The organism is Sulfodiicoccus acidiphilus, from assembly GCF_003967175.1.
GTDB lineage: Archaea > Thermoproteota > Thermoprotei_A > Sulfolobales > Sulfolobaceae > Sulfodiicoccus > Sulfodiicoccus acidiphilus.
Map to the genome: position 1 here is coordinate 2,016,170 of NZ_AP018553.1, position 25,809 is coordinate 2,041,978.

Here is a 25,809-nt window from a genome sequence, read left to right on the forward strand (position 1 = left end):
GAAAATAGTAGGGCTTTACAGGGGGTGTAACACACTTTACCCCGAGTTCACGAGAACCCCCACATAGACCTCCTCGTTTAAAGTTCCCGTATTTAAACTATATAGTACTATAAAATCACATTCAGCCTATGTTCTACTATATATTTCAAATAGATAAAATTTAAGAACAAAAAAGTGTCGACTCTCTTATGCGAGATCCGTTCAAACCTCTAGACGAGGCGAAGTTTTCGTTTTTCCACGTTAAGTCTCTCGTAACTACTGGGATGGGAGTCTTCACTGATGGGTATGACCTCTCCTCCATAGGGATAGTATTGTTCCTAGTAATGAAGGCCATGGACGTGACCCAGGGCAGTCCTCACTACGCTCTCTACACCTCCCTGATAAGTGGATCGGCGTTAGCCGGGGCGGCTGTGGGGGCCGTGACGTTCGGACTCCTCTCGAACATGGGGAGGAAGAAATTCTACGGCGTTGATGTTGCCCTTATGACTGTAGGGGCGTTACTTCAGGCCTTCGTCAACAGTCCCCTGGAGTTGATCGCAGTTAGGACCGTTTTAGGAGTGGGGGTGGGAGCGGACTACGTACTCTCCCCGATGATAATGGCGGAACATGTCAACGCCAAGGACAGAGGAAAGACAATAGCTCTGGGATTCGGGTTGTTCTGGGGGTTCGGAGCGACCACTGCTGCACTGATATACCTACTGCTTTCAAGTCTGGGCTTACCACCGTATCTGGTGTGGAGAGTGGTGTTGGCTGCAGGTGCCATACCCTCCGCAGCTGTCATCTACCTCAGGAGGAAAATCCCAGAGACCGCCAGGTTCCTTGGGAGGATAGCAGGAGACAGCGAGGGGGTCAAGAGAGTAGTTAGGGAAGTGTCTGGGAAGGACCACCCTGTGGACATCGTGAAGGACACGAGAGGCTTCGGATACTACTTCTCTAAACAGTGGAGGGTATTCTTAGCTGCCTGCCTCCTTTGGTTCCTTTTCGACATAGTGGCTTATTCATCAATACTCTTCGGGCCAAGTTTCATAGCCAAAAGCCTCGGGTTCAACTCGGGAGTATTTCAACTCCTCATGGAGGGACTGTTCACCGTTCCTGGGGGCCTTATAGCGCTTTCCACTATAGACAGGATAGGTAGGAGACCCCTCCAAGTGGCGGGATTTGTGGTCATGGCTGTGTCCTTACTGAGTTTTGCCCTCTACAGAGATAGCGCAGGTGTCGCATTCTCTCCGGTGGCTGGGTTGTTCCTTTACGGCCTCCAGAACTTAGGTTCGCAAGCAGGACCAGGGTCGATCTCCGCCTCTGGAATGTTGGGCGTGGAACTGGCCCCTACTAAGGTGAGGGGGTTAGTGCAGTCGCTCACCGTGGCCTCGGGAAGGATAGGAGCTACCCTAACTGCGTTCGTCTTCCCGACTCTGTTGCTGGGCAGGGGAGAATCGTTCGCGATTTACTTCCTTGGGGGAGTAGCTGTACTAGCGGCAGCCCTCACTTACCTATCAGTACCTGAGACGCGTGGTAAACCACTTGAGGTCGCCTCTCGAGAAATAGCGGAAGTTGCATGAAGCGTATAGCTGGTGTCAGGGAGTCCGCCCCTTCGTTTTCATAAGTCACAACTGTCGTTGAAAAGAGGACAAGCCTCTCATATCTTCACTCCCATCTCATCCATTTCCTTGAGCGTCGACAACAGTTGGGCATGAACGAACGCCTGAGGGAAGTTTCCAGTGAACTCCCCCCTTTCCACGTCGACGTGTTCCCCCAAGAGGCCTAACTCACCTGCGACGTCGAGAAGGGCCCTCACCACGTTGACGGCCTCGTCTATCCTGCCCAATTTCAAGTAAACCCTAGCCAGCCACAGAGAGGTGAGAAGGAAGGGATGCCTGGCCTCACCCATGAAGTCCTGTGAATAACGCTTGACGAAGGGCCCCACTTTGAGCTTCAGCTCCACCTCCCTAAGGGTCTCGAGGAAGAGTGGGTCTCTCACGTCTGTGAAACCGTAGAGAGGCAGGGAAAGTAACGCCGCGTCTACATCAGTCGCCCCAGGGTACCTCACCAAGTGGCCTTGTACAACACTGTTCTCAAGGATCCAGTCCCTTAGCTCGTCCCTCTCTCGTCCCCACCTATCCTCCTCGTCTAACAAGCTCGCCATTTCTCCTACGTCCTTGAGTGCGATCCACATCATGGCCTTCGAATGGGTGTAGTGCCTCGGAGTACCCCTCTCCTCCCACAGACTGACGTCAGGTGACCTCCAGTTGAAGGATACCCAGTCGGCCAGGTATTCCAGTTTCGGCCAGGCCTCCCTCAACATGGGGACGTCGTTAGTGGCCTTCACGTACTTCAGTAACGAGGAGACGAAGAAGCCCTCTACGTCCAGCTGAACCTGTTCTGACGCAGCGTTACCCACCCTCACGGGCCTCGAGTCCCTGTAACCCGGTAACCACCTAAGCTCCCTTTCTGGGGGCGGGTCGGAACCATCTATTGCGTAAAGTGGGTGTAGGAACGGCTTAGTAGTGACGTTCATTAGGCTAAGAAGGAAAGCGAGGATCCTCCTAGCGGAGACGTAGTCCTTCACGTCGACGAACCCCTCCGCCACTATCGCTGAGTCCCTTATCCAAGAGAACCTGTAGTCCCAGTTCCTCGTACCACCGTCGACTTCGGGAAGGGAAGTGGTTGGAGCTGCCACCACCCCTGAGGTAGGAGAGTAGGTCAGGCCTAAAAGGACCCCGTACGAGGTCCTAAGTGGATTTCTAACTGCAGCGGTCTCCCTCCTCCAGTAGGAGAGGGTGAACTTGAATGCCCTCTCTAGGTCGAAGTTGAGGGTGTATCCTTTAGTTAGGAAGCCGTGCCTCACGTTGGTGGAGTAGTTCATGTAAACCCAACTTCTTCCAGCGGGCAACCTCCAGACCAAATCGTCGACCTTCCTTCCACCTATAATCAAGGAGACACAGTCCCTTCCCCGAGGGTTGAGGAACCTAGCGTTCTCGTCAGAGTACTCAACCACCGGCCTAATCATGCCGTAGTCGAAGAGGAGCCTAACCTCCAACTCGACCTCCGAGTAGGCCTCCACCAACCTCATGAAGGAGTGCTCGCCTAGGGGAAGGAGGTCAGTGAACTTGACTTGGTGCCCGTCCACCCTGACTTCAGTGGATAAGACGTTGGGTACGATGTAGGTTTGTCTGATTGGCTCTACTTCCCCTAGGACGGAGAGGGCACCTCCCCACCTTTTGTCCAGGAATTTATTGAAGACCGCTGGCGAATCGAACCTAGGGAAGGTCAACCAGTCCACAGTCCCATCGGGCGAAATCAACGCCCCCGTCATCCTGTTGCTTACGAAGCCGTGCCTAAGCATAGAGAAAATCCGTATCGCTGCCATAAAGACTTAGTTGTAAGAGAACACCCTAATCTGTGAAGCTAGGGATAGTGTACGATGGGCTGCCCTCGCCCAACTCCGAGGAGGGGGCACATGCTGGAGGTGACGAAGTGCCTCAGGAAAAGCTGTTCGACGGTGTTTACGTCCCTTCAAGCCTCGCGTTCAGGAGGGCAGGGAGAAATAATTGATGGGGGGACTCGACGGTCAGGGAATACCTATGGTAGAAGACTTCTTCATCTTTCTCGCTCGAGACCCCGTCCGTAAGGGCATGAGTCAAATATAAATATTTAGAGTATATAAAAAATAGGGGACGTTCCCTGAAAGCTGAAGTTAAGATAGCAATACAAGGAAAAATTTTGAACCCTAATGAAGAGAAGAGACATAAACTAAACGTAGTCCGAGAAAAATACTTGAAGGCTGTTAAATTCTTCGTCTCCTTTAAGATAAGGGATAAGGAACTCCTTCAACAGAAAGCATACAAAGAAGCTAGAAGGAGGTTTGGTCTATCTTCCACACTTACACAGACGGCGAGAGACAAGGCTGTTGAGCTAGTGAAACTAAATGATGGAAGAGAGTTTCACGTACATCAAGTGTCAATACGGGTGAACTACCGAGCGTTCAAACTCGTTAAGAGGGACACTAAATTAACACCTTACTGGTTGTACCTTCAATTGGACGGTGATGGAGTTTGGTACCCAGTGCAATTCGGCGAGAAGCAGAAAGAGACGATAGAAAATGCGATCTCTGAAGATGGGGAATGGTCTACACAACAAGTTGAACTCGTAAAGGGAGATGGAGAATGGTACGCTTATTCTAGAAAAACCGTTCGTTAAATATGAGCCAGTAACGCCTATAGGTATTGACCTAGGTGAAAGAAACTTAGCTACAGTAGTTGCGTTAGTTAATGAAAAACCTACAAAAGGCACTTTCTTCGAAGGGTCAAGGATTAAGGAAATTAGGCACGAGTACTTCAACATAAGGAAGAAGCTCCAGGAAAAGAAGAGGCTTGACGTAGTGAAGAGGCTAAGAGGGAAGGAAAGAAGAATGGTAAATCATGAGCTTCACGTTATCTCCAAGAAGGTCGTCGATTACGCTAAAAAGTTCCCTTCCCCAGTGATAGTCGTGGAGAAGCTCACAGGAATTAGGGAGAAATTCAAGGAGAGCAAGAAACTCGATAGGAGATTTCACTCGTTGCCGTTTAGAAGGCTACAGAGCATGATAGAGTACAAAGCGAAGATCAACGGTATAAAAGTGGTATACATTAACCCTAGAAATACTTCAAGAACTTGTCACAGATGTGGGCACGTTGCCCGCACGGACGGAAGGGAATACAGACGTAAGTGCGGTGTGGTACGTAACCGCGACTTGAACGCGTCGATCAACGTAGCCCGTGCCTCAACGAGAGGTACGGGTCGGGGGTAGGTAAACAACCCGAAGGGGGGATGAAGGTGAACCGCGAAGGGTACCGGAAACCCCGAAGCCCCGTCCGTGAGGGCGGGGTAGTTTACTGTCGACAGATCGAATCGAAGGCCTAGCGTCCCAACTGACTTCCTCCCCGCCTTAAAGGTTCCCCCCACCGATTCGGGGTTACATCCCTGAGGGGCGGTCGAGAGGGTCGGAGGACCCCTCCCGTTCAGGTTAGCCGCTGCGACGTAGCGGTCGTCCTAGCGACCGCGAGTGCACTTAAACCGACGGTGTCCTCCCTTCCGCCTTTCGCTCGCACTTGGGACGTGAGAGGGGATCTGGGGTCGACGCGTTAGACGAGGCCGCGCTTCGTAGCCCTCCACTCGGTCCGGCGCTGGACGGCTACATCAAATACGGTTCGTCGCGAAACTCCCGGTAGTTCGCTCGCGTCCTCGACTGCCGGCTTCCCCTCTCCCGGCCGTCTTCGCGATTCTCCCTTCCCGTGGAGTTCTGCGGGGGATCCGTCGGTTCAGGTGGGGTACTTCTTCCGCGACCCCCAGTAACTACTTCCAGCTGTGGGCGTCGCGGAGGTGGGTGAACGTGTCGGGTGTCGTACCGACGACTTCGGCCGCGTCTACGGGGACGCCCGACTAGGGTCACCTTCCCCCATCGCTTCGAGTCCTCGACTGCCGGCTTCCCCTCTCCCGGCCCGAGTTCCTCGGGCCGGAGATCTGGAGGTCGCCGGCTCCCGCCACCCCAGCTTTCGGCTCCCTGCGTCGACCGCGCCGTTTACCCTCGCTGGGGGAGCGACCCTAGGGTCGTCGTGCAGATCGCGCGCCGAGAGCGCGTCCCTACAACGGTCCTCGGCCACCTTAGAAGGTAGGTCTAACTCCTACCTCAACGTGGTGTAGAACTCCTAGTGGATTTTACCTGACACTCCCTTCTGGGTCCGGGAAGTTCTCCTTCTACCGGAAAAGGGTGGAACGCATCGCTTGAACGTAGTAGTTCGCGGGGCGACCTTCGTCGAGATCGCGGTTCCGATCCTTCGACCCTCCAGGCCATCGAGGGGTTTGGAACGAAGAGGACGTTTAAATTGACATTCCCGGCCCTAGGAGTAGGTAGGCCTTCAATCTTATCTGACTTCCTCCCCGCCCTGGAAGGGCGATGGTTCCCTCCCAAAGGGATCGTCGTTCCCGCCATCGGTTCGGGTTTACATGTCTCGTTTGGTGGGCAGTCGAGTGGATCAGAGATCCACTCCCATTTGAAGAGGAGGGGACTTTCACCCATTACGTCTAGTCCCTTAAAGGAAATTGAAGCCGCTGCTCGCTCCTCCCTCAGTCCCATTAAACCTTAGATCGAGCTGGGGAGGAGCGTCGTTAGTACCACTAAGAGAAATTTCACAAAGAAGTATAAATATGAGGGGGCTGTCCGTCCCCGCCGTGAAGGGCGAGGCTTTACGCCCCCTCAACCCCCGACTTTGTAAACTTCCTTAGATCTCAGTATTGTATAAAAATCTTGATTAAACATATAAACTTTACTATTTATCGGAAACTATTAGCGACGGTTGAGAAAGGGTGGGTTCTCCCTGGCTCTTAGCTGAGGCTAGTCTGGAGACTCCCGAAATGAAGCTGGTGAACTACAAGAGGAGGACGAGGCTAATGTTTGCGGAGAGATTCATAGAATGTTGAAATAGAGACGTTTCCTGGAGGAAGGTGAAGAAATACGACCTGGAAGTGGAGTGCCTGAGGTGTGCAGAATAGAAAAGCTTCGCGATGCACTCATATATCCTTCATACGTTGACGGGTTCTCGTTCGTCATAATGGAATCGCGGCCCTAGGGGACGCCAGTGGTTGCCTCCGACATACTCAGTCCGTACTCCATGCGGGTCCTCCTCCCAGACGTGAAGTTCGTGAGGAAGTTCGACGTGAAGTCCATGGCCGAGGACATACTGAGTCTCCTCCAGTCTCCCTCAGGGAACCAGACCGCCGATTTCCGGGGTGTTCCTTCCCCGATCTCCACTCCCGGGACTACGTAGCGGGAGCCGTGAGAAACCTCATGAAGTGGCACGAAAGACCTTAAAGCGGTGTGAAGTTCATGAAAATTGTGAGACCAGAAATATGGGGCCACAGGGGAGCTAGGGGATTGGCACCGGAGAACACGTTACCCGCGTTCAAGTTGGCCGCTAAATTGGGAGTAGATGGAGTTGAGCTAGACGTCCACCTCACCAAGGACGGGGAAGTTGTAGTCATCCACGACGACAGAGTGGATAGAACCACCAACGGATCTGGGTACGTCAAGGACATCACCTTCGAGGAGTTGAGTAAACTGGACGCCGGTAGTAAGTTCGGTTCCCAGTGGTCAGGGACTAGGGTTCCTAGACTAAGGGAAGTCCTCTCCAATTTAAAGGACTGCAAGTTCAAGGTGGAACTCAAGCACGGTTCTACGGTATACGAAGGAATAGAAGAGAAGGTACTCGAGGAAGTGAAGAAGTTCTCCAGGCTAGACAAGGTGGAGTTCACGTCCTTCGACTTCGACGCCCTCCAGAGATTGAGGGAACTGGAGGCGAGGGCCTCTTTGGGGCTCATATTCATTGGTAGACCACGGTGGTTCCTAGACGTCGCTAAGAGGCTCGAGGCCACGTCCCTCAATTCAAACATCTCCCTTGTAACTAAGGAAGACGTTAAAGTGTCTAACCAGGAGGGATTCAGGCTCGGACTTTGGACCGTTAACGAAGAGTGGGAGATGAAAAAGGCGTGGGAACTCTGCCCGGACTCGATCACGACTGACTATCCAGACAAGGCCCTCAGGGAGAGGAGGGAGTGCTCGCCTTAGTGTAGGCCTCAGCCGAAAGTCTCCTCCCTAGCGTTATCGCCCTCTCCCACGTGTCCTTCCGTATTAGGGCAAGGTACCCAACAAGGAACATGGCGATGGGTATCATCATGGTGGAGAAGGCGAAGGGAGCTGGGTAGTGAGTGAAGAGGTAGCCTTGGATGAGTGACGTAAAGGAGCCCACCAAGTTGAGGAAACCGTTGTATATCCCGTACGTGACCGCCGAGGTCCCTGTGGGAGCTATATCCACGGCGTTTACGGCCCAAGAGCCGACACTGAGGTTCATCACCGCTGCAGCTGCTGCTAACAACCCCACAGTGGGAGCTAACATCCTCGCAGTGCCTGTGAAGTAGCTCCCCCCAACGAAAACGATCATCAACGACATTGGGAGGAGAGCACCTATCCTCCTGGCGTTCACCTTGTCGAATTTCCGTAGTAGGCCGTCATTGAATGGACCAGCTAGGGCGTATCCCACTATGAGGCCTACGTCGGCTACGGTAGAGTAGAGGCCGCTCTTCGTTACGCTGTGGGCAAAGGTCGCAAACATGAGTAACGGAAGCCACGTGAGGAAGGTCCCTAAGACGAAGGCGAAAGTTAGGAAGGTGAGCATAACTCCCCACCCCGCCTGAGTCCCGAAGATCACTTTGGCGGCAATCTTCCACGTCTCCTTGGATCCTAACGGCCTTTCTTCTTTGATGTCTCCCTCCTTCCCTGAGGTGATGTAAGACAGTTCCTCCTTACTTACCTTGGGGTGGTCCGAGGGAACGTCCCTGACGAAGTAGTACCAGACCAGAGCGAGGACGAGGCCTAGGGCGCCGAAGAAGATGAACGGTCCCCTCCAGCCGAAGAGCTGGTACAGCACAACGCCGATTAGGAGTCCCACCACAGGCCCCACTGCTTGACCTGTCCCGGCGAAGGCGAAGGACTTCGAGTAGTCCCTGACGCTGGCCCAATTCTTGGCAGTCTTGGCGTTGACAGGCCACACAGGACCTTCCCCAGCACCCATGAAAATCCTCACTAAGGTCATGGAGATGAAATTGAAGGTGAAGGCGGTTAGAATTGTGAAAGTGGACCAAACAGCAAAGAGTGTAGCCATGGACTTCCTTATTCCCAGCTTGTCCACGATCCATCCACCAGGGAAGTTCATGAGGGTGTACGCCAACCCCCAGATGAAGAGGATGAGGGCTATGGTCTGTACCGCGTAGGGTGTACTGGCGTAGGCCTGAATCGACTTGGCCCAGCCGAAAGAGTAGGCTATGGCGGGGGCGACGAGTGTGAAGATCGTTCTGTCCACGTAGTTGAAGGTTATAGCCACGAAGAGCAGTCCCACCACTGCCCACCTGTAATTCGTTCTTCCCTTGACCTTATGTTCCATATAATATTCAATATAATTTAGCTATTAAGCTTTATCGGGTACAGTTCGAGGAAGTGGACTGTGTGCTCCGTAGCACTATGGAAGTTTTACAAGGAGACGCTCTCGTTAGGTGTGTGAGGATTAAAGTGGGATCCTATGGCACTGGCGACCTACCTGATCCCTAGGGATTCACGAAGAGTCCCAAAGGTTAAGTCCATGCCGAGTTGGAGACCATGAACGGCCTAGAGGTGTAGATTCGTTCAGTTGACAAGAAGAGAGCCCTAACCAACGTGGTGTTGGGAGGAGTCCTGACGGAGTACTCCAGTCCCATCTCGCTCAACTTCGCTGGAAACCTCCTGCCTTCCAAGTAGTCCTTAAGTGACTTCGACATGTTGCATGGATCTTGATTGGGCACAAGTCTGAAGGCAAGTTTGACTGAAGCCCTGTGAGGGACCACTGTCTTACTTCCCTCTCCTACGTAGCCCGAAACCATGTTATCTATGGTGCGGGTGGGCTTCCCGAAGAGCGCGCCTCCTTCAGTCTCCCTGGGTAGGAGTACGTACTTCAACTTATATACCGCGAGGGACACCTCAGTTTGTGCTCGTTGACCTCGTAGTTCTCGAGCATCGTCCTCTCTTCTTAGCTTAATTGAACCAGGTCGTTGTAGAATCCAGGTACCTTTTCTCTTCCCCCGTCGTCCACCAACTTGTTCAGCACCTTAACTAACTCCCACGTTGTGTTGGAAGTTACGGGAGCGCTAGAGGAGTGGAGGTCCCTCTCCTCCGTCTCTAGGCCGAGTTGTACGTAGACCAACCCTTAACTCCTAGAACCACCAGGGGGCTTCCTCTGCGACCTATTGTCCCCCCTCCCCCCCCCCCATTAAGAGGGCGCCGGCGTTGAGTTCATTTCCATACTAACGGAGGACTTCCTCTAGGTGAAGACTACCTTTTTCCTCATTTTTCTCCTGACTTCCTCCCCGCCCTGGGAGGGTTCCCCTCCCAGAGGGCTCGTTGCTCCCACCGTCAGTTCATGACTGCATCCCTCGAGGAGGCAGCAGGGTGGTTCAGGGGACCATCACCGCTGAAGGAGGGATCCTCGTCAAGTACCTCCAGACCCTACGAAAGAAAAGAACTGTGTTGATACTCCTCCCTCGGTCCCATCTAGCTCTCGATCGAGTTGGAGAAGAGAAGCGCCGTTGAGGAAATTTCTAAAAGACCTATTTAAACGATAGGGCTGACCATCCCCCTCATGTAAGAGGACTCTCGACCCATAAACCTTCCATCAAGTTAAATGGAATTTAACAAGACTTTTAATACATGTCCCCTAGGTGATTGGAGGTGCGTCGATGAGGTTCTCCGTCGTGGGGGTGAAGGGAGGGGTGGGGAAGTCGACCCTCTCCGTGGCCCTCGCCAAGCTCTTCGCGAGGTCTGGAAGGAGGGTGCTCCTAGTGGACAGGGACCTGATAGGGTGGAGCTCCCACCTCCTGGGCCTCCACGGGGGGAGCCTGATAGGTGCGGCTGCTGGGAGGGAGGAGCCCTTCCACCTCACAGTGGAGGAGGGAAAGGGGAGCGTCACCGTGGTGAGGGTGAACCCGGACCCGCCAGAGTTCGGCAGGTACTTCTCTAGGGCCTCGGAGGGGAGGGTGGAGGAGCTCTACGTCGGCCTCTTGAGGGGGAGCGAAGTGCAGGTGGTGGACAACCCCTCCAACGTGTTCTTCGACGACCCCCTAGTGAGGGTGGAGCTGAGGGCCTACCTCTCCGCCCTGCCCGGGGACAGGTGGTACAGGGTCTACGTCTCGGACCCTTCCGAGAGGGGGGTGGAGGCGACCCTGAAGTACGCCGAGGCCCTCGAGGCCTCCGCCCCGGGGGAGAGGCGGGGGCCTTCGTGGTGAACATGGTGCCTCCGCTGCCTGAGGAGTACGCACAGGCCTCGTCGAGGGTCGGGGAGCTGAAGTTCCCGGTGAGGGCGGTGGTGCCGTTCGACGAGAGGCTCTACACGTACGGCTCCTTCTGGGATTTCGGGGAGTTCCCGGAGCAGGTGGCGAGGCTGGGGAGGGTCCTGCTGGACATGCCCACCACCGCTACGGTGGAGTGAAGTCCCCACTCTGAACTTACAATCAGTGAGTAAAAAGGCAGATAGATGGTTGGCGGCGACTAAGTGTTGAGGAATGTTGGTGCTTTGCGGCAGAGACTATCCAGTCTCTATAACAGGGGCGATTCAGAGATTCGTGCGATTTCTATATGAGTGTGAAATGATTGATCCTTACGTTCTGGAAAAGGTAAATGAAAACGACGCTTTCCTCGAGCTATCGAGAACGGATGACGTGGAGATCAGGTTAAGTGCTTGGTATCTAGTTCCCGGCGGGCATGAATTCGATTAAGAGGGTAGATGACAGAGTATCCGGTGTTTTCCTCAAATAGCTCCAACGGGTTGGGTGTGACCGTAAATGCTCCCTTAAGAGGGTGCCCTTGACGTATTTGGAAGTAGAAAGTAAGGTAGAGTTACGCCGAGGGTAAACGCTTGATCCCTCTATGAAAACGATTTATAGAGGACTTTACATAACTAAGTATATGGATAGCCTCTATTACGACATTCTCAGGTACCTTATGGAGGACGGGAGGACGCCGAAGAGGAGGATTGCGTCGATGTTGAACGTCGATCCATCGTCAGTGGAGGTGAGGTTCAAGAAAATGATGGAGGAAGAGATTATAAAGAGGTTCGCCCTCTACGTCGACTACTCCGCCCTCGGCCTGGAGAGGGCCTTTGCGTCATTTAAGGGGCTACCCGAAGAGAGGATCAAGGAGCTCAATGGAGTGGTGGCGTACTTCACTTGCGCTGAGGGAAACACCGTTATGGAGGTAGTCGCCAGGAGGAGGGACGAGTTGATGGAAACAATAAAGGTGGCGGGACAACCTTGGAAGGTCTGGATTCAACCCCCGTCCCCTAGCCCACTACCTTCGATTGACAAGTACCTCCTAAAGGTCCTTGCCGAGGATCCGCGTGCCAAGGAATTCAAGGTCGCTGAGGCCCTTAAGGTGTCAGCTCGGACAGTAAGGCGACACTTGAGGCACCTCAAGACAAAGGGGGTGATGAGGGTGATACCAATCGTGGATCTAAGAAAGGTGCAGGGGATAATGTTCTCAGTCCACACTAAAGCTGCAGACGAAGTGAAGAAGGTGGTACGTGCGAGGCCCTTGTGGGAAACTTCGAAGGGAGAGACAGTTACAATGAACTACTTCGTTAAGGACGTCGCCGAGGTCAGGAAAGTCTCAGAGCAAGTTGTCAAGCTGGATCCAGATGCCACGGTGACAATAAAGACCTCATATGACGTGAAGACCCCCAGCTGGGCCTTGGCCTGATCACCTTCTCCTCCAAAGAAGCCTAAGCAACCTGAGGAGTAACAGCAGCTTACCCCACTTCCTCATTCTCCCACCGATTGATCCTTAGCAGTTATTAGAATAAAAACACAGGATCAAGCCCGTTCTTCTACCTCACCAATTCGTGGCTGAGTGGGGTTGGAAAACTCGCTGATTGGAAAGGTACTATAATTCTACGGTTCTATGAATATACGGCCATCTCTCTCACTAGAGCGTAGAGCGGATAGGGCCGTAGCTCCCTCTGCCAAGGGGTAGATCTTCCAAGTCTTCACCTTCAATCTGGGGGACAGCCTAGCGAGCTCCATTAACTCGGCCCTCGTCCCTCCAGTCGTCCCTACCAAGCTCAGATGTCTACCATAGAGTGCGGAGAGGGAAAGCTTCAGTTCGTCTCCACCTATAGCTCCGAACGTGACCACCTTACCTCCGGCCTTCAACCAACTCATCGCCTCGTTAACGTGAGCAGCGCCGAGGGTTGCCACCACTACGTCCACTCCTAGCCCATCCGTAGCCTTCTCCACCTGTCCTTTCGCTCCAGAGTAGTTGGACACATAGTCGGCGCCGAACTCCTTAAGCCAAGATTTGGAGGAAAGAGCTACAACAGTTGCACCCATTAACTTAGCTAGCTGTACGGCGAAAATTCCGGTGTTTCCCGAGGCACCTATGACAGCAACCGCCTTACCTGGGGAGACTCCCGTTACCTTGAGAGCGTGATAGGAAGTGAGGGCAGCCACGGGCAAAGACGCGGCCACATCCCAACCCACCTCAGGGACCTTAATGAGGTTCCATTCTGGAGCCACCATGTACTCCGCGAATCCCCCATTTGTCACTATGCTCATTATGCCTCCGTTTCTACACTCCATTTCCATCCCGGAGGCGCACATGTCACAGTTCCCGTCGAAAACCCTGTTATACAGGACTACCTTGTCGCCTGGCTTCAATGACCTCACATGTTGTCCAACTTCCTCCACCGTGCCTGCCACTTCGGCTCCCGGAACGTGAGGCATAGGCTTAGCGAAGTTACCTGTTACCACGGAATAGTCTACTGGGTTGACCCCAGCCATCTCTACACGCAACAAAACTTCGTGGGCCTCGGGCTTGGGTTTAGGTAGATCGACTACCCTCAACTTATCCAGACCAGGAGAATCGAACTGCAGAGCTTTCATAGGTTCCTTACTTCCCGCTCCAATTTAAAACCAAACAGGTTTCCGTTGGTAAACTAGCTTGACCTCAGGTGGGCGACTATCCTTCTCCCTTCCTTGGTTAGCTGATAGTAACGACCTCTAGGTGATCCGTCCTTGGCCTTCACCTTTAGCCAAGGTTTGACGGAGGACGTCGGTGACATCTTGGGAGGGTGTTTAACTCTCTGTATCAGGCCAGCGTCCTGCAATCGACGACAGGCCAGTTCCACCTCCTCAGGGTCTAGGTTTGGAAACCAACCCGACTCACCATTTAGCCTTCTCGCCATGTACCACGGATCGTCAGGTCCGTAGCGGTACAAATGGAGGAGTATAGACTTCTGCAATGGAGTGAGGTCTGTGTTCACCTAGCTCACTCCTCCGGTGTGAACTTCCGTGTCCTCAAAGGACGCTGTCTTGTGCGTACCTCTACTGAGGGTAAGTATTGTTTCGACCTCAGTCTTCCACCGCCTAGGGTGTCGTCGGAGTCCAGAGGAGTTGGCTTTTAAAATCAAGTAATCGAACCACATAAAGTCCTCTATGTGGGAACGTCCAAGGTGCCTCTCGACCTCTCTTCCTGAATCCTCGAGGTGGAACTTGATGACCTTGCTTCCTTCAAATAAGACCGCATCTACTGAGCTGGATCTCAGCTTGCTTGACGAACTACACAAATGTTTCGCGTTGCAGTAGGTTACCCTTGTCCTGCCCCATGGGAACAATTTTCGGTTTCACATATGAGTCTCTCCTAAAGTCCTTAAAGTGTGTACATGACTTTGACTTAGAACAAATTCCAAGGGAGGATCCACGGAGTATGTCATTAATTAGTAACATGGTCAAGTACTACTAGACAAAGATGAAGAAGTTTCCCCGCTTTACCGCCTTCACGTACTCCTCGTGTTTATACAAGACGTTTTTCAGTAAAGGGAGTTTCTGATAAGATGAGTGATGCCCGCGGTGAAAGTTTTTAGGAGAGATCCAGCTTTTCTCCACATAGAATCGTTTTCCGGTCAACTTAAGGAGGATTACGGACCGATCTCCCGCAATGCTAGCGGAGGGAATCCGGTAACTGAGTTCGAGGCGAGACCAAAGAGGTTCGCTACTGCCCAAGGAGGAAACTCTGGAGATTCGCGGCCACATCTGCCAAGCTCTTTAACGAGTGAGAAATACAGTTACCTGCAACACGTACTACGTAAGGGGGTGCCGAGAGTCAACGTATGGGTAGGCCTAGATCAGGACTGAGACCTCCCTCGCCCCACTGAGTTGAAGAAAGAAGGTACATCTTCCTCCCCCGGTCCTTCCAGTACTAAGGCGGGGAGAAAAACTGATCGTTGCTTGGGGTGAGACAGGTACGTGGTGGACGAGGAGGATCGTGAGATAATTACTCAATGGCTTTCATCCGGAAATCGAATTCGCGAGCGCAGTTGAGTTGGATCTGGGGATATACTAGAGACCGTCACAGCCTGGTACACCGGACCGTCTCTGGTAGTTATGTTCTCTCCTCCGCCTGCTGGGAAGCCAACTCCAGTGGCACCATGTTAACATCGTAACCCACCTTGTACCACCAAGCACTAGCCCCTGTTCCCAAGGCCCAGAGGAATAGGTTGAAGACGACGAACCAAAGCAGCGGCCATGAGGAAGTGAGGTACTCCGAGAGGGCGTAGGCAGTTATGGGCACTGTCCTGACTAGCCCTATCATGAAGGCCCTAACGTTGGTCGGCATCAGCGTCGGTTCCTGTATTGTCCTGCTGGCCCAACCCAACTCACTGAAGGCCATGTTGAGGAAGAGCAGTAAGTAGAAAAGGTATATGTCTGAGATGTAGTTCAGCGCCAAGATTATGGGTACCATGGTCAGGGTGCCTCCGAGGAACGAGGCCAAGGTGAACTTCCTTGAACTCAGTTTACTTATCAATTTCAGAGCGGCGAAACCTGCGACAGAAGCTCCCAAATTCGCCACTAGAACTATTACGTCCAGGGTCACTCCCGTGAAGTAGAAGTCCGCCACCACAAATGCCATGAGACCGTACGTTAGGTACTGAGAAAGTCCTATTAACGCTAGGAAAATGAACCTGTCCCTGATGGAACTGTATTTAGATGGTGTCTTTTCCTCGATTTTTCCTCCGTTTGAGGAAGCCAGCTTCTTCACCTCCTCTCTAGCTCGACTCTCGTCTCCCTTGGCCTCCAGCCACCTGACGGACTCGGGGAGTCTATATCTCACGAAAAGGGCCACACCCATTGTGGCGGCCGCGAAAGCCCCCAACGCTACGGCCACAATATAATAGGAGTTGGAAAGAGAGTACACTGCTAAACTGAGCGCTGCTGCCACCGTCGCACCAACGTTGTCGAAGTTCGGGGTAGCCACCAACACTTGGTCCCTCCACTTCAGTGGTATGGTCTCAGCGGACATGGAGAGGGCAACCGGCACCTCACCATCCACCCCGAACTGGGCAAGTAGTAGACCTGCCGCGACCGCGAAGATGTTGGCCCGAAGGAACAGGGTGGCTAGAACCACCAAGAGAGATCCCCCACCGTACATTCCCATTGTCAAGAAAAACGTCCTTTTCCTACCCAAATTGAGGTCGGAGAGCTTAGCCATGACAAGGTTGCCCGCAAGCGACGCCGCAGGTGGAAGTATGATGAAGAACACGTTGTGGTAAGTTGGATAAACCAGGTAGGAGATGGAGGAGATCACACCCCACATGAAGTAGCCCAGGGAGAGGGACGCCACAATAGCCGTATGGGTGGGAGTCCATCTAGACGAATCTATTAGCTTCCCTAGTTCAGGCATGAAACCAAATTGTAATAAGTCACTTATAAACCTTGTTATAAAACCTCAATTTGACTCCCAAGGTCACGAGTTTCCGTACGGGAGAGACGGGGAATGGGACCCAGAGTTATTAACCCGTCTAGGGAAGAGAGCGTATGAGGCTCCAGGACAGAAAGGTGTTGGTCGCTGGGGTAAGCCGGGGACTAGGTTACAGCGTGGCCTACCTCGCACTAAAGGAAGGAGCGTATGTCACCCTGAACTCTAGGGACGAGAGGAAACTCTCCCAACTCAAGGAAGAACTGTCGAGTTACGGAAAGGTCAACACAGTTCAGGGCGACCTCTCAACTCCTCAGGGCGCCAAATCGGTGGTGGAAGAGGCAACGAAATTGATGGGTGGGTTAGACCACCTGGTCATAACTGTGGGTGGATACGTAGAGGACACAATAGAAGATCCGTCGGGACTAGAGGAGATGCTCACTAACCACGTCAGAGTGCCCGTATACTTAGTGAAAGCGGCCTCAAAGTACCTTAGAGAAGGCTCGTCCATAGTAGCGGTGAGCTCCATGGTCGCCTTAGGCGTGGCCGATCCGGCTCAACTCTCCTACGCAGCTGCTAAGACGGCGCTCGTGAAGTTGGTAGAGGTGTTGGCAGCAGAACTCCTGCCACGAGGAGTGAGAGTCAATGGTGTCGCACCTTCATTCATAAAGGGAGACTTCGAACCGGGAAGGGAGTGGAGGAAGATGAGGAAGTTAGGAGACGATGGAGCTCCTCCGGAGGACTTCGCATCAGTAGTGCTTTGGTTGTTAACCGACGAATCTGAATGGGTGGACGGTGTGGTCATACCGGTAGACGGAGGAGCTAGACTCAAAAAACGGGGAGAGTGACGTTGAGCTTTTGGACATAGGAATCGTTTAGAAAGAAGGGTGCCGAGCCATTTATAATTGCCCTCATCATCTCCAGACCGTACACTGAGAGAGGGCCGGGCTCGTTTATTAATGACACTGGCAACGGGCATCCAACCACGTAAAGTCTGTGTGGATAGTTCACATATGAATTAATGAGATCAGTTGTGTAACTGACATTGTAGACACAGTTAGCAATTATTACGGGAGGCCTGTAGGCCAATATGGTTTCGCCAGAGACCTCTGGATAGGGGTTGGACAGGTTAGCGTAGACGTTCTTTCCTCCTGCCGTCTCAATTATCCCATTTATGAAGGAACCTCTAGAGATTGTGTAGAAGTCGTCCTGAGGGGTCCAACATATGACGTAAGCCACAGGGACCGTGGGAGTGGAATTGTATAGGAATACTTTACTCTCCATCCACTTCACTAACTGTCTAGCTTGGCTCTGCATATCGAACACCTTACCTAATAGCTCGACATCCTGATATATTCCCGTGAAGTTCGTGTCGAGATCTCCCCTGGTGAAGACTACGTTCAACCCCGCCTGCTGGAACTGTTGAAGGTACTGTCCGTCGATCCCAGCATCTGCCACCACGAGGGAAGGTTCGAGTACCTTTATCGCCTCGGAGTTCAGGGTAGGATAGGTGACGTTAGGCGGAAGGACTGTGACGTTGCTAGGAAGGACCGACGTCATGTTGAGTTCTTGTAGGAGCTGATATGAGTAATAGTCGACTGCTACCAAGTCCTTCCCAAGTCCTAACGCTACGAGGATCTGTGTGTCACTAGGTGCTAAGGACACTATTCTGGAAGGGAAGGACGAGATAGTGACGTTCCTACCCAGGCCGTCCACAACAGAGATGGGATAGTAGGGGCCTTGCTTCACGGTAACGGATGGAGACCTCTCGTATGCGAAGTAGGCTGTAACCCCTAGGACGACTACTACCACGAGCGTGACAGCCAAGGTCGAAGTTCTCATGAGGCTGGATAGGCTATCCAGCTTAAAAGTTTAGCTGCCTCATGGGGCGGGTATCAGGAATCTCCTCCCTCCTCCCTCCACTTCCACGAAACGCACCCCATATAACTCTTCCAAGTCCTCTGCCCTAACTCCCCACGGTTGGCATTGCTTCATTAGTTTCCCTTCCTTGATCATAACTATCCAGTTCGCCAACGTAAGCAGGGACATGTCGTGAGTCGCAACCACTACTGTCCTCGCCGTCGATATGTCGACCACCCTTTTACTCACAAGGAACGAGTTAGAAGGATCCAAATTCGAGGTCGGCTCGTCTAGAAGAAGTGTCTTACCCTTCGTCATGGCCTTTGCGATCATCACCAACCTCCTTTCCCCGGAGCTCAGCGTATCGAGCCTCCTGTGAAAGAGGTGCAGTACACCTAGCTCGGAGAGTGCATTTTTGGCGATCTCCACCTCTTCCCTGCTGGGTGGATACCAGGTATCCTCAGCTAGCATGAACTTGTCTACAGATATGGGTGCGTCGGGGAGATCGGACGGAAGATATGTAGTACCTAGGAGTGGACGCACTTCTGAGAGTGCTCCGTTGAGTATACCGTCCTTCACCCTCATCCCTGCTAGGCGTTTCAGAAGGGTTGTCTTCCCAGAACCGTTAGGGCCAACGACTACGTTCAACCCACTCCGTAATTCAAGCCCTGTACTCAAGCCCCATCGCCAACCTGATCATTATGGGGAGCACGAAGGCCGAAGTGACAGCTGTTATGGGTACTATAAACCCGAACGTACCGTCCGAGATGTCGTTAGCAGCCTCCATCACTAGAGCACCTACAATGCACGAGGTTAGCAACACCTGTCTGAAACCGTCGGCGCCCATCAACCTCGCCATGTGGGGACTCATTAGCCCGACGAACCCTATTGCGCCAACCTGAGAGACTAAGTAACCCACCACTAAACTAGTCAAGGTCAACCACCCCAGCCTGAACTTACCGACGTTCAGACCGTTAGCGTAGGCTACTTCGTCTCCCAGCGAGGCGAGGTCGAAGGCCCGTGCCCTCAATGTTAAGACGTAGAGGAACACCAGTGTCACTGATAAGAGGACTCCGACATCGGTGAAAGTTTTCACGCCCACGTCCCCGAAGAGCCAGTAGAGGGCGTTGGGAAGCTGTGGATACTTGAATTGAAGATACTCCTCCGCCACCAGCAGTCCTGATGTGAAGGCAAAGTCGACAGTGAGTCCAGCTAATAGAAGCGACCCAGGACCTCCCTTTCTTCCTAAGGCCAATACTATTAACGACCCGAGTACGGAAAAGGCGAACGCTGCCACCGGTTGTGCCAAGATTGAGAGGAATAGCGGTACTCCCGTGAAGAATGCTATCACTGCTCCGAAGGCCGCTCCAGCAGCAGTACCAGACACGTACGGGTCCATGAGGCCGTTTCTAAATAGGGTCTGGAGAACTGTACCTGACGCCGCTAACACGATTCCGGTTAGGGCCGCGTAGATGACAGTTGGAAGCTTCATGTCGAGTAAGATCTCCCTGTATACTCCCGTGGAATTGAGGGGAGTGTAGACTGGTCCGTAAAGGAGCCCGAGGAGGCCAGCCGCGATCGTCGACATTACCAAAACCAAAAGAAGCCCCTTCACGTGGGTGGATAGCTTATCCAGATATTTATAGATATGGGGCCGTGAGGAAAACCTCGTCATTCATCTTACTCACCAGAGACCCCGTCCGTTAGGGCGGGGTAGTTCACGGGTTTGACTCTCCTTCGACAAAGGCGAGCACTGGCCCCTTAAGTCTTCTCCTTCACGCTCATTTCCCTTAGTTTCTTGTCGTAAGCGGTAAGCACGTCATCCAAGGTGACTATGCCTTTATAAACTCCCTTCTCGACAACAGGAGCCCACCTCGACTTAGACCTAACCATGACCTCCATTGCGTCTTCCGCTGTAGACGATGGATTAACGTAGCTCACGCCGCTCCTGACGAAGTTAACTACGGGCTCCTTTGAAGCCGGTAGTTCTGAGAGGAATACTGAACCGAGGAACTTGCCTTCATTGTCGACCACTGGAAGAGAGAAGAGGCCGGAGTCCTGAATCGCCTTCCTAGCGTCGGAAGATCCCATGGTCGACAGTAGCTTTGTGTCTCTGAGCTGGAGCTCAGAAACCCTGATACTTCTGAGGAGGGGAACGTTGTATTCTCCCGCGTGGACTGGAGAGTCTCGTCTAGTAGGTACTTGGGATCCATATATCGTATTTCCCCCTGAGAGGAGGTATGCCACTGCTACGGCTATCATCATACCCGGAAGCAACTGCAGACCTCCCGTCATCTCTACCACCATGAGTGTCACCGATAGTGGTGCCTTAGCGGCAGCTCCAAATAATGAGAGCATTCCCACTATGACGAAGGGAGCGACGGAAGGGACCACGGAGGGTAAAAGTAAGTGGAGGACGTACCCGTAGACTGCCCCGGTAGAGGCTCCTATCACTATTCCTGGCGCAAAGTCCCCTCCACTTCCACCGCTCCCCACAGTGAAGGAAGTAGAAATTACCTTTACGAAAGGAAGAGAGATTAATATTAGAAGGAGCGGAACTCCATACGTAGGAATATCGCCGAACTTGCCGTCCATGAGGATCTGAACCCACCCATAGCCGTTAGCCATCACCTCTGGGAACCCCAAGGCCAAAGCTCCAGCGGCGAGTCCTCCAATGGCGGGTTTAACGTATCTTGACGTCCTGAGTGCCTTGAATCTGGAAGTGAATAGCTCCATTGTTTTCACGTAGAAGATGGACATTCCACCCGTCACTACGCCTAGAAATGCGTAAAGCGGTAATCTTAGAGGAGAGAAGGGTTGGAGGTAGTAGCCGAAGATCGGCTCGAAGCCTGTGACGACCCCGAATATGGAATAGCCCACCGCAGAGGCCACAACCGCAGGGAAAATCACTTCTGGTTCTATATCCCTTTTGTAGAGGAGTTCCCCGGCGAGGATCGCGCCTCCTATGGGTGACTTAAATATGGTCCCTATCCCAGCCCCTATCCCGATCGCCACAGCTCTCCTCCTGTCCTCTGCCCCCAATCTCAGGAAGTTGATCAAGTTCGACGAAAGCCCGGCAACTATCATGGAGGTTGGGCCTTCTCTGCCCCCACTTCCGCCGCTACCTATGGTTACGGCCGAGGCCAGCAGCTTCACCGGCACTGCCCTCAACCTTACTCTACCGTTGTTCTTATGATAGGAATTTATGGCGAAGTCCGTACCTCCTCCGGCTGCCTCAGGAGAGAAGGTGTAGGTAAGCAGTCCTGAGACCGCACCTCCTAGGCCTACTACAAGGGGTAGGAAAATGTACCTAGTGGGGGAGTAAACGAAGTTCAAGGGACCCCCTTCTCCTACGGGGTGTGGTAGTTGAACTCCTAGGACGTCTCCTAAGAGCAACTCTTCGAAGAACTTTATGCCAAAATAGAGTGCCAACGCTCCAGTAGCTGCGAGGACCCCAATTAGTAGCCCTACGATGAACCAGCGCTCGAAGTAAGGTAGGTCCCTGAGGTTCACGAGTTAGTCTGAATAGGTAGAAGCTAAAAATCTACCTGGCTGCAGCTCTCACTTCCTTAACTTCAATCACGCCACCTACCTTTCGTTTTACGACGGAGGAAAGAAGCGCTGACGCAGCAGAGAGCACCGCACTAACTAGGAAAGCAAGGTCCAAGGAGGAAGTCATTGGACCGGCTACCATCTCAGGGAAGAAAGTGTTGGAGGTAAGGGTGGCGGTTACGGTGGGGGACAACGTTGAAGTAAGGGAAGCAGGTAAAGAGGCCAGAATCTGCTGCAACGGGTTGTACCCGAGGAAAGTGGCGAAAACAGCTCCAGTTGGAGAAAGAGCTCTAGATAAGGGAACAGACAACTGGGGGGCCCCTGCCGCAGTAACGTGAGCGGCAACGGCCTGTGGAAGGGTGGAGTTAAGACCTAGGACAACCGCGGTGAAGAACACAGCTATACTTACCGTCTGCCCCACGTTAAACATGGTGGCTCTCATTCCAGACGCTGCCCCCCTGTGTTCCCTTGGCGATGAGTTCATTATGGCGGCTGTGTTAGGGGAGCCAAAGAATCCATTGCCTACACCCATCGCGAATATGATCAGAGCGAAAGTGGGGTACTGGAAGTCGTAGGGGAGGAACATCAACGCCACAAAGGCCGCAGCCACGGTCAATGCTCCTCCAGTGGCGACCCATCTCGGACCATACTTGTCAGTTAAGATCCCTCCAAAGGGAGCCACAACCGCCGTGCCTACAGTCATGGGAATTAAGTATATGCCTGACCAGAACGGGGTGGTCTGAAAGCTGTAGCCGTGGAGGGGTAGCCAAACCCCTTGCAGCAGTAAAACCAGGAGAACTAGGACGCCTCCTCTAGCCATGGAGTTGAGGAGTCCTGCTGCATTTGCTGCCGCGAACGACCTATCCCTGAATAACTCCACTCTGAACATCGGCTCTTTCGTCTTCGCTTCGACGAACGGGAAACCAACTAGGAGGGCTCCTCCGAGGCCCATTGCAATCCACACCAATGGGTCTCCCCATCCCATGGGAGCCCCTCCATATGGGAGGAGACCGTAAGTTACACCCACTAGAAGAGATACGAGACCTCCACTGAATAGGAGGTTTCCCACCACATCTATCCGCTGTCTCCTGGGAGTCGAGAGTTCCTTCAACTTGAGGTAGGACCACATCGTCCCTGCTGCTCCAAATGGGACGTTTACGAGGAAAACGTACCTCCAATTCAAGACCGATAGCACTCCTCCTAACACCAGACCTACTAGAGTTCCAACTACTGCAGATATCTGGTTTATACCTAGGGCCTTCCCTCTCTCTTGTTCGGGGAAGGCGTCGGTTATTATAGCAGCACTGTTCGCGAAGAGGAGACCTCCTCCAAGTCCCTGAATTGCCCTGAACGCTATGAGCTCGAGAGCTCCTAGTGTGCCTCCGTTGGGTGTAATGGATAGGAGGAGGGAGGCAGTGGTGAAAATTGCGAACCCTAGGTTGTAGGCCCTGACCCTGCCGTACATGTCTGAGAGTCTACCTAGAGTGACTACGAGAGCTGATATGACGACGCTGTAACCAAAGAGGAACCAAAGTAAATACTGGAAGGAGTCTAGGGGGTTCAGCTGTATCCCCTTGAATATGGCTGGAATGGAAATTATGACTATGCTGAAGTTAATAGTGGCCATCATGGTGCCCAGCGTGGTGTTAGAGAGAGCAATCCACTTGTACTGGACCATAATATGGCGCTGCTCCTGATCGATTTTAAGGGTTTCTTACCAGCTCTTTAGCGTCTTCATGTATTTAAGTCCAGAGTTTCCCTAGAACTGAATCGTGTAGGTTCGGTTCTTCACTTTCGGTGTCGAGAACTTCAGATAAAACCTTATTCGAGTCCTTAAGGTGACCCATGAGGATTGCCCCTCATCCTAGGGAATTCTGTCCATACTATCCTTATGTTTTCACTGCGAGAGGTTTTCACTAAGTCTAGGTTGCCGTGATGCCGACTCCATCTCCGCCGTCCAGCTTTCTTCCTTCAGAGTTGTTACCACCATCCATATTCCGAGTTACGTCTCAATCGAATGTGGAGAACCTCAACTTGAGGAGGTGAGCAATAGAGACTGAGTTTTATTGTTGGTTTTATCGATTCCACGGGCCCTTCGAGGGAAGCGCTGACACTCCTTTCCAGCTTTCTCTTTTAAGGGAAGTAAATAAGGTATGAAGGATCTAGGCTTGTTCACCCCGTGAAGCCGCGCATTCGGGCTCTGTTAGCTCCCTTGTCGTAGAGACTCCACCCATCATCTAACTTCCTTCGTCCGATGCCAATGACTTCCCCCGAGAGAGTTCCCCTCATCGGTTCGGGCTTACGTCCCCCAATTTGAGAAGCAGTCGAGGGGAGTCAGAGAAGCTCTTCCAAATGACCAGGAAGGGATCCTTGTTGAATGCCTCTGGATTCCACGATGAAATAATGTAGAGGTGTTAGTTGGGCCCTTACTCAGTTCCATTGAGCCCTCGATCAGGCTGGGGAAGGACTTCGGTACCGTCGCTGAAAAAGTGAAAAACAACATTTAAACGAGGGAGCGTCCGTACACCAGTGAGGCCCTTCAACCTCCATTTTTGTAAACTCGCGTTCATCGGAGTGTTTTTCGAGGGAAGACATCTGCGACCTCCCATGCACCTCGTCGGATATGTGATCAGACTCCCAGCCTCTTCAGTAGGTTCACCATCCACTCCTTACAAAGCCTATAATCCCTCTTATATATGAATTCGTTGAAAGAGTGTATATTGGATCCAGGATTGTCCGGCCCAACTCCATCCGCTATTTGTCCAATACCCAAAGTCCTAGCTACGGAGGCCATGGGTCCTGTACCGGGGCTGTTGGGAAGTACAAGCGGTTCCATAAAGAAGGTCTCTCTTGCCGAATCGATAAGGGCCTTGGCGATCTCGCTGTCTTCGCACGTCCTGAAAGGCTCCTCCTCACCAAGAACCATCATTTCTAGGTTTCTCTTCTTCACCATCTCTCTCAGTGCCGCCAAGACCACCTTGGGTTGCTGTCTAGGAACTAGTCTGAAGTCCAGCTTCACGAAGGCGTGGGAAGGTATGACAGTCTTACTACCCTCCCCAGTGTAGCCGGACTGAATTCCGTCCAAATTGCAGGTAGGATCCCGGACCAACTTGACGAGGAAGTCGTCCTGTACTTCGTATCCCAAGGCTTCCTTCATCAGCCGTAGGTCTATGCCTAGTTTGGAAGCCGTAAGTCCCTCTACCGACGGTGGGACAAGTATATCGTCGTAGAAACCTGGTATGTTAACCCTACCGTCCGGCCCACGCAGTTCTCTCAGGAAGTCGAGCAACTCCCACGCTGGATTCCTAGCTATAGGAGCGTACATTGAGTGAAGATCCTTCGGTGTCTTTGCGCTTATCTGGACGTAGAGTAGACCCTTGACTCCCAAGACTACCTGTGGTGCGCCGTTGGGTCCCCTTCCTGCTCCCTCCCACAATATATAATCGGCCTTCAACCTCTTTGCGTACTCGGGAGAAAAGAAGGCATGTGAGGACTACCTATCTCCTCTTCCCCCTCGTACAAGAACTTCAAGTTGACTTTGAGTTTACCCTCCTTCTTGAGCTCTGACACAGCTTCGAGCCTTGCCATTAGAGCACCTTTGTCGTCAGCTACTCCTCTAGCGATCAGCTTGTCCTCCTTGAAGGTTGGGGTAAAAGGGTCTGTCTCCCACTTCTCTAGCGGCTCCACCGGCTGAACATCGTAGTGGTTGTAGATGAGCAAGGTCTTAGGTGCACCGACGTTGATCTCCCCCAACACGTACGGGTTGACTGCCTTATGCTTTACCAACTCCGCCTCAATACCGTTGCTCTGCATATAGTCTTGGAGGAACTTCGCACCTTCGACCCCCTTTCCCTTAGCCGACTGCGTGTCTATCCTCAGGAACGCTAGTAGATCGTCCACAAGGGTGCTTGCAAGCCAAGTTTAAAAGTTGAGACTCTTGGTATTGGTACAAAACGGATATTGCTACAAAGGATAAGTGATGGTAAACTCACGTTCCTTCCCCATCACTTTAGGGACGTGAATTGGTAGAGGCCCATCGAGATCTCTTCACCTCCACACGTGGGGGCCTAGGTGAAAAACCTAGCCCTTGGAGA

Annotated in this window: 24 protein-coding genes; 10 read left to right on the plus strand and 14 right to left on the minus strand. The window is 52.6% G+C overall.

What is annotated here, in order from left to right; all coding sequences use genetic code 11:
* Window positions 1-188 precede the first annotated feature (188 nt).
* Complete coding sequence (locus HS1genome_RS10180) at window positions 189-1,559, plus strand: MFS transporter (RefSeq protein WP_126450956.1); 1,371 nt, start codon at window positions 189-191, stop codon at window positions 1,557-1,559.
* Between the two features lie 77 nt (window positions 1,560-1,636).
* Here the strand turns inward: HS1genome_RS10180 and HS1genome_RS10185 are convergent, their stop codons facing one another.
* The gene (locus HS1genome_RS10185; RefSeq protein WP_126450957.1) at window positions 1,637-3,343 is read right to left on the minus strand and encodes a glycoside hydrolase family 15 protein; all 1,707 of its coding nucleotides are present in this window, start codon (window positions 3,341-3,343) and stop codon (window positions 1,637-1,639) included.
* A 56-nt stretch (window positions 3,344-3,399) separates the two neighbouring features.
* Between HS1genome_RS10185 and HS1genome_RS12145 the strand changes: the two genes are divergently transcribed.
* From HS1genome_RS12145 to HS1genome_RS10210, 5 genes are all read left to right on the plus strand, one after another.
* On the plus strand, window positions 3,400-3,552 hold the full coding sequence (locus HS1genome_RS12145) for a hypothetical protein (protein WP_158613803.1): 153 nt from the start codon (window positions 3,400-3,402) through the stop codon (window positions 3,550-3,552).
* Window positions 3,553-3,774: 222 nt separating this feature from the next.
* A complete protein-coding gene (locus HS1genome_RS12880; protein WP_229768258.1) occupies window positions 3,775-4,197 on the plus strand; it encodes a hypothetical protein in 423 nt (140 codons plus the stop codon).
* Window positions 4,157-4,786 carry an RNA-guided endonuclease InsQ/TnpB family protein gene (locus tag HS1genome_RS12885; RefSeq protein WP_232018761.1) on the plus strand — a complete coding sequence of 210 codons (630 nt, stop codon included), beginning with the start codon at window positions 4,157-4,159 and terminating at the stop codon, window positions 4,784-4,786. The genes HS1genome_RS12880 and HS1genome_RS12885 overlap by 41 nt, the downstream gene beginning before the upstream one ends.
* A 1,828-nt stretch (window positions 4,787-6,614) precedes the next feature.
* Entirely contained in the window at window positions 6,615-6,803 is a 189-nt protein-coding gene (locus HS1genome_RS10205; RefSeq protein ID WP_126450959.1) for a hypothetical protein, read from the plus strand.
* 68 nt (window positions 6,804-6,871) lie between these two features.
* Window positions 6,872-7,600: a glycerophosphodiester phosphodiesterase gene (locus HS1genome_RS10210; protein ID WP_158613804.1), complete on the plus strand. Its 729-nt coding sequence runs from the start codon at window positions 6,872-6,874 to the stop codon at window positions 7,598-7,600.
* On the opposite strand, the gene HS1genome_RS10215 is transcribed toward HS1genome_RS10210, so the two are convergent.
* From HS1genome_RS10215 to HS1genome_RS12150, 3 genes are all read right to left on the minus strand, one after another.
* Window positions 7,572-8,972: an MFS transporter gene (locus HS1genome_RS10215; protein ID WP_126450961.1), complete on the minus strand. Its 1,401-nt coding sequence runs from the start codon at window positions 8,970-8,972 to the stop codon at window positions 7,572-7,574. The genes HS1genome_RS10210 and HS1genome_RS10215 overlap by 29 nt on opposite strands.
* 187 nt (window positions 8,973-9,159) lie before the next feature.
* Complete coding sequence (locus HS1genome_RS10220; protein ID WP_126450962.1) at window positions 9,160-9,519, minus strand: peptidase dimerization domain-containing protein; 360 nt, start codon at window positions 9,517-9,519, stop codon at window positions 9,160-9,162.
* Window positions 9,520-9,590: 71 nt separating this feature from the next.
* Window positions 9,591-9,764 (minus strand): hypothetical protein, encoded by a 174-nt coding sequence (locus HS1genome_RS12150; protein ID WP_158613805.1) that lies wholly within the window; start codon window positions 9,762-9,764, stop codon window positions 9,591-9,593.
* Between the two features lie 532 nt (window positions 9,765-10,296).
* On the opposite strand from HS1genome_RS12150, the gene HS1genome_RS10225 reads away from it, so the two are divergent.
* The 3 genes from HS1genome_RS10225 to HS1genome_RS10235 all read left to right on the plus strand — a co-directional run bounded on the left by HS1genome_RS10225 (window position 10,297) and on the right by HS1genome_RS10235 (window position 12,310).
* Window positions 10,297-10,842: a nucleotide-binding protein gene (locus HS1genome_RS10225; protein WP_126450963.1), complete on the plus strand. Its 546-nt coding sequence runs from the start codon at window positions 10,297-10,299 to the stop codon at window positions 10,840-10,842.
* Window positions 10,843-10,847: 5 nt separating this feature from the next.
* Window positions 10,848-11,045: a hypothetical protein gene (locus HS1genome_RS10230; RefSeq protein WP_126450964.1), complete on the plus strand. Its 198-nt coding sequence runs from the start codon at window positions 10,848-10,850 to the stop codon at window positions 11,043-11,045.
* A gap of 476 nt (window positions 11,046-11,521) precedes the next feature.
* On the plus strand, window positions 11,522-12,310 hold the full coding sequence (locus tag HS1genome_RS10235; RefSeq protein ID WP_158613806.1) for a winged helix-turn-helix transcriptional regulator: 789 nt from the start codon (window positions 11,522-11,524) through the stop codon (window positions 12,308-12,310).
* Between the two features lie 191 nt (window positions 12,311-12,501).
* Here HS1genome_RS10235 and HS1genome_RS10240 read toward each other — a convergent pair whose 3' ends face one another.
* The 3 genes from HS1genome_RS10240 to HS1genome_RS10250 form a co-directional block, all read right to left on the minus strand.
* The gene (locus HS1genome_RS10240; protein ID WP_126450966.1) at window positions 12,502-13,491 is read right to left on the minus strand and encodes an alcohol dehydrogenase catalytic domain-containing protein; all 990 of its coding nucleotides are present in this window, start codon (window positions 13,489-13,491) and stop codon (window positions 12,502-12,504) included.
* A 53-nt stretch (window positions 13,492-13,544) separates the two neighbouring features.
* Entirely contained in the window at window positions 13,545-13,793 is a 249-nt protein-coding gene (locus tag HS1genome_RS10245) for a hypothetical protein (protein WP_373286780.1), read from the minus strand.
* A gap of 1,196 nt (window positions 13,794-14,989) precedes the next feature.
* Window positions 14,990-16,288, minus strand: a complete 1,299-nt coding sequence (locus tag HS1genome_RS10250; protein WP_126450968.1) for an MFS transporter — start codon at window positions 16,286-16,288, stop codon at window positions 14,990-14,992.
* A gap of 134 nt (window positions 16,289-16,422) precedes the next feature.
* On the opposite strand from HS1genome_RS10250, the gene HS1genome_RS10255 reads away from it, so the two are divergent.
* Window positions 16,423-17,151 carry an SDR family NAD(P)-dependent oxidoreductase gene (locus tag HS1genome_RS10255; RefSeq protein WP_126450969.1) on the plus strand — a complete coding sequence of 243 codons (729 nt, stop codon included), beginning with the start codon at window positions 16,423-16,425 and terminating at the stop codon, window positions 17,149-17,151.
* On the opposite strand, the gene HS1genome_RS10260 is transcribed toward HS1genome_RS10255, so the two are convergent.
* The 7 genes from HS1genome_RS10260 to HS1genome_RS13105 form a co-directional block, all read right to left on the minus strand.
* A complete protein-coding gene (locus HS1genome_RS10260) occupies window positions 17,132-18,145 on the minus strand; it encodes an ABC transporter substrate-binding protein (protein ID WP_126450970.1) in 1,014 nt (337 codons plus the stop codon). The genes HS1genome_RS10255 and HS1genome_RS10260 overlap by 20 nt on opposite strands.
* A gap of 39 nt (window positions 18,146-18,184) precedes the next feature.
* The gene (locus HS1genome_RS10265) at window positions 18,185-18,811 is read right to left on the minus strand and encodes an AAA family ATPase (protein ID WP_158613807.1); all 627 of its coding nucleotides are present in this window, start codon (window positions 18,809-18,811) and stop codon (window positions 18,185-18,187) included.
* A 13-nt stretch (window positions 18,812-18,824) separates the two neighbouring features.
* Window positions 18,825-19,778 carry a FecCD family ABC transporter permease gene (locus tag HS1genome_RS10270; RefSeq protein WP_158613808.1) on the minus strand — a complete coding sequence of 318 codons (954 nt, stop codon included), beginning with the start codon at window positions 19,776-19,778 and terminating at the stop codon, window positions 18,825-18,827.
* A gap of 146 nt (window positions 19,779-19,924) precedes the next feature.
* On the minus strand, window positions 19,925-21,676 hold the full coding sequence (locus tag HS1genome_RS10275) for a chloride channel protein (RefSeq protein ID WP_126450973.1): 1,752 nt from the start codon (window positions 21,674-21,676) through the stop codon (window positions 19,925-19,927).
* 31 nt (window positions 21,677-21,707) lie between these two features.
* On the minus strand, window positions 21,708-23,393 hold the full coding sequence (locus HS1genome_RS10280; protein ID WP_126450974.1) for an MFS transporter: 1,686 nt from the start codon (window positions 23,391-23,393) through the stop codon (window positions 21,708-21,710).
* Between the two features lie 951 nt (window positions 23,394-24,344).
* Window positions 24,345-25,169, minus strand: coding sequence for a M20/M25/M40 family metallo-hydrolase (locus HS1genome_RS10285; protein ID WP_269470932.1), 825 nt, complete (start codon window positions 25,167-25,169; stop codon window positions 24,345-24,347).
* The gene (locus HS1genome_RS13105) at window positions 25,166-25,615 is read right to left on the minus strand and encodes a M20/M25/M40 family metallo-hydrolase (protein ID WP_269470933.1); all 450 of its coding nucleotides are present in this window, start codon (window positions 25,613-25,615) and stop codon (window positions 25,166-25,168) included. The genes HS1genome_RS10285 and HS1genome_RS13105 overlap by 4 nt, the downstream gene beginning before the upstream one ends.
* Window positions 25,616-25,809: the final 194 nt, after the last annotated feature.

What these genes read in the sequence shown, in the direction of transcription:
- HS1genome_RS10180 (WP_126450956.1), top strand. Translation starts at nt 189, where the DNA reads ATGCGAGATCCGTTCAAACCTCTAGACGAGGCGAAGTTTTCGTTTTTC.
- HS1genome_RS10185 (WP_126450957.1), bottom strand. Translation starts at nt 3,343, where the DNA reads ATGCTTAGGCACGGCTTCGTAAGCAACAGGATGACGGGGGCGTTGATT.
- HS1genome_RS12885 (WP_232018761.1), top strand. Translation starts at nt 4,157, where the DNA reads ATGGAGAATGGTACGCTTATTCTAGAAAAACCGTTCGTTAAATATGAG.
- HS1genome_RS10215 (WP_126450961.1), bottom strand. Translation starts at nt 8,972, where the DNA reads ATGGAACATAAGGTCAAGGGAAGAACGAATTACAGGTGGGCAGTGGTG.
- HS1genome_RS10225 (WP_126450963.1), top strand. Translation starts at nt 10,297, where the DNA reads ATGAGGTTCTCCGTCGTGGGGGTGAAGGGAGGGGTGGGGAAGTCGACC.
- HS1genome_RS10235 (WP_158613806.1), top strand. Translation starts at nt 11,522, where the DNA reads ATGGATAGCCTCTATTACGACATTCTCAGGTACCTTATGGAGGACGGG.
- HS1genome_RS10240 (WP_126450966.1), bottom strand. Translation starts at nt 13,491, where the DNA reads ATGAAAGCTCTGCAGTTCGATTCTCCTGGTCTGGATAAGTTGAGGGTA.
- HS1genome_RS10245 (WP_373286780.1), bottom strand. Translation starts at nt 13,793, where the DNA reads ATGGCGAGAAGGCTAAATGGTGAGTCGGGTTGGTTTCCAAACCTAGAC.
- HS1genome_RS10250 (WP_126450968.1), bottom strand. Translation starts at nt 16,288, where the DNA reads ATGCCTGAACTAGGGAAGCTAATAGATTCGTCTAGATGGACTCCCACC.
- HS1genome_RS10255 (WP_126450969.1), top strand. Translation starts at nt 16,423, where the DNA reads ATGAGGCTCCAGGACAGAAAGGTGTTGGTCGCTGGGGTAAGCCGGGGA.
- HS1genome_RS10260 (WP_126450970.1), bottom strand. Translation starts at nt 18,145, where the DNA reads ATGAGAACTTCGACCTTGGCTGTCACGCTCGTGGTAGTAGTCGTCCTA.
- HS1genome_RS10280 (WP_126450974.1), bottom strand. Translation starts at nt 23,393, where the DNA reads ATGGTCCAGTACAAGTGGATTGCTCTCTCTAACACCACGCTGGGCACC.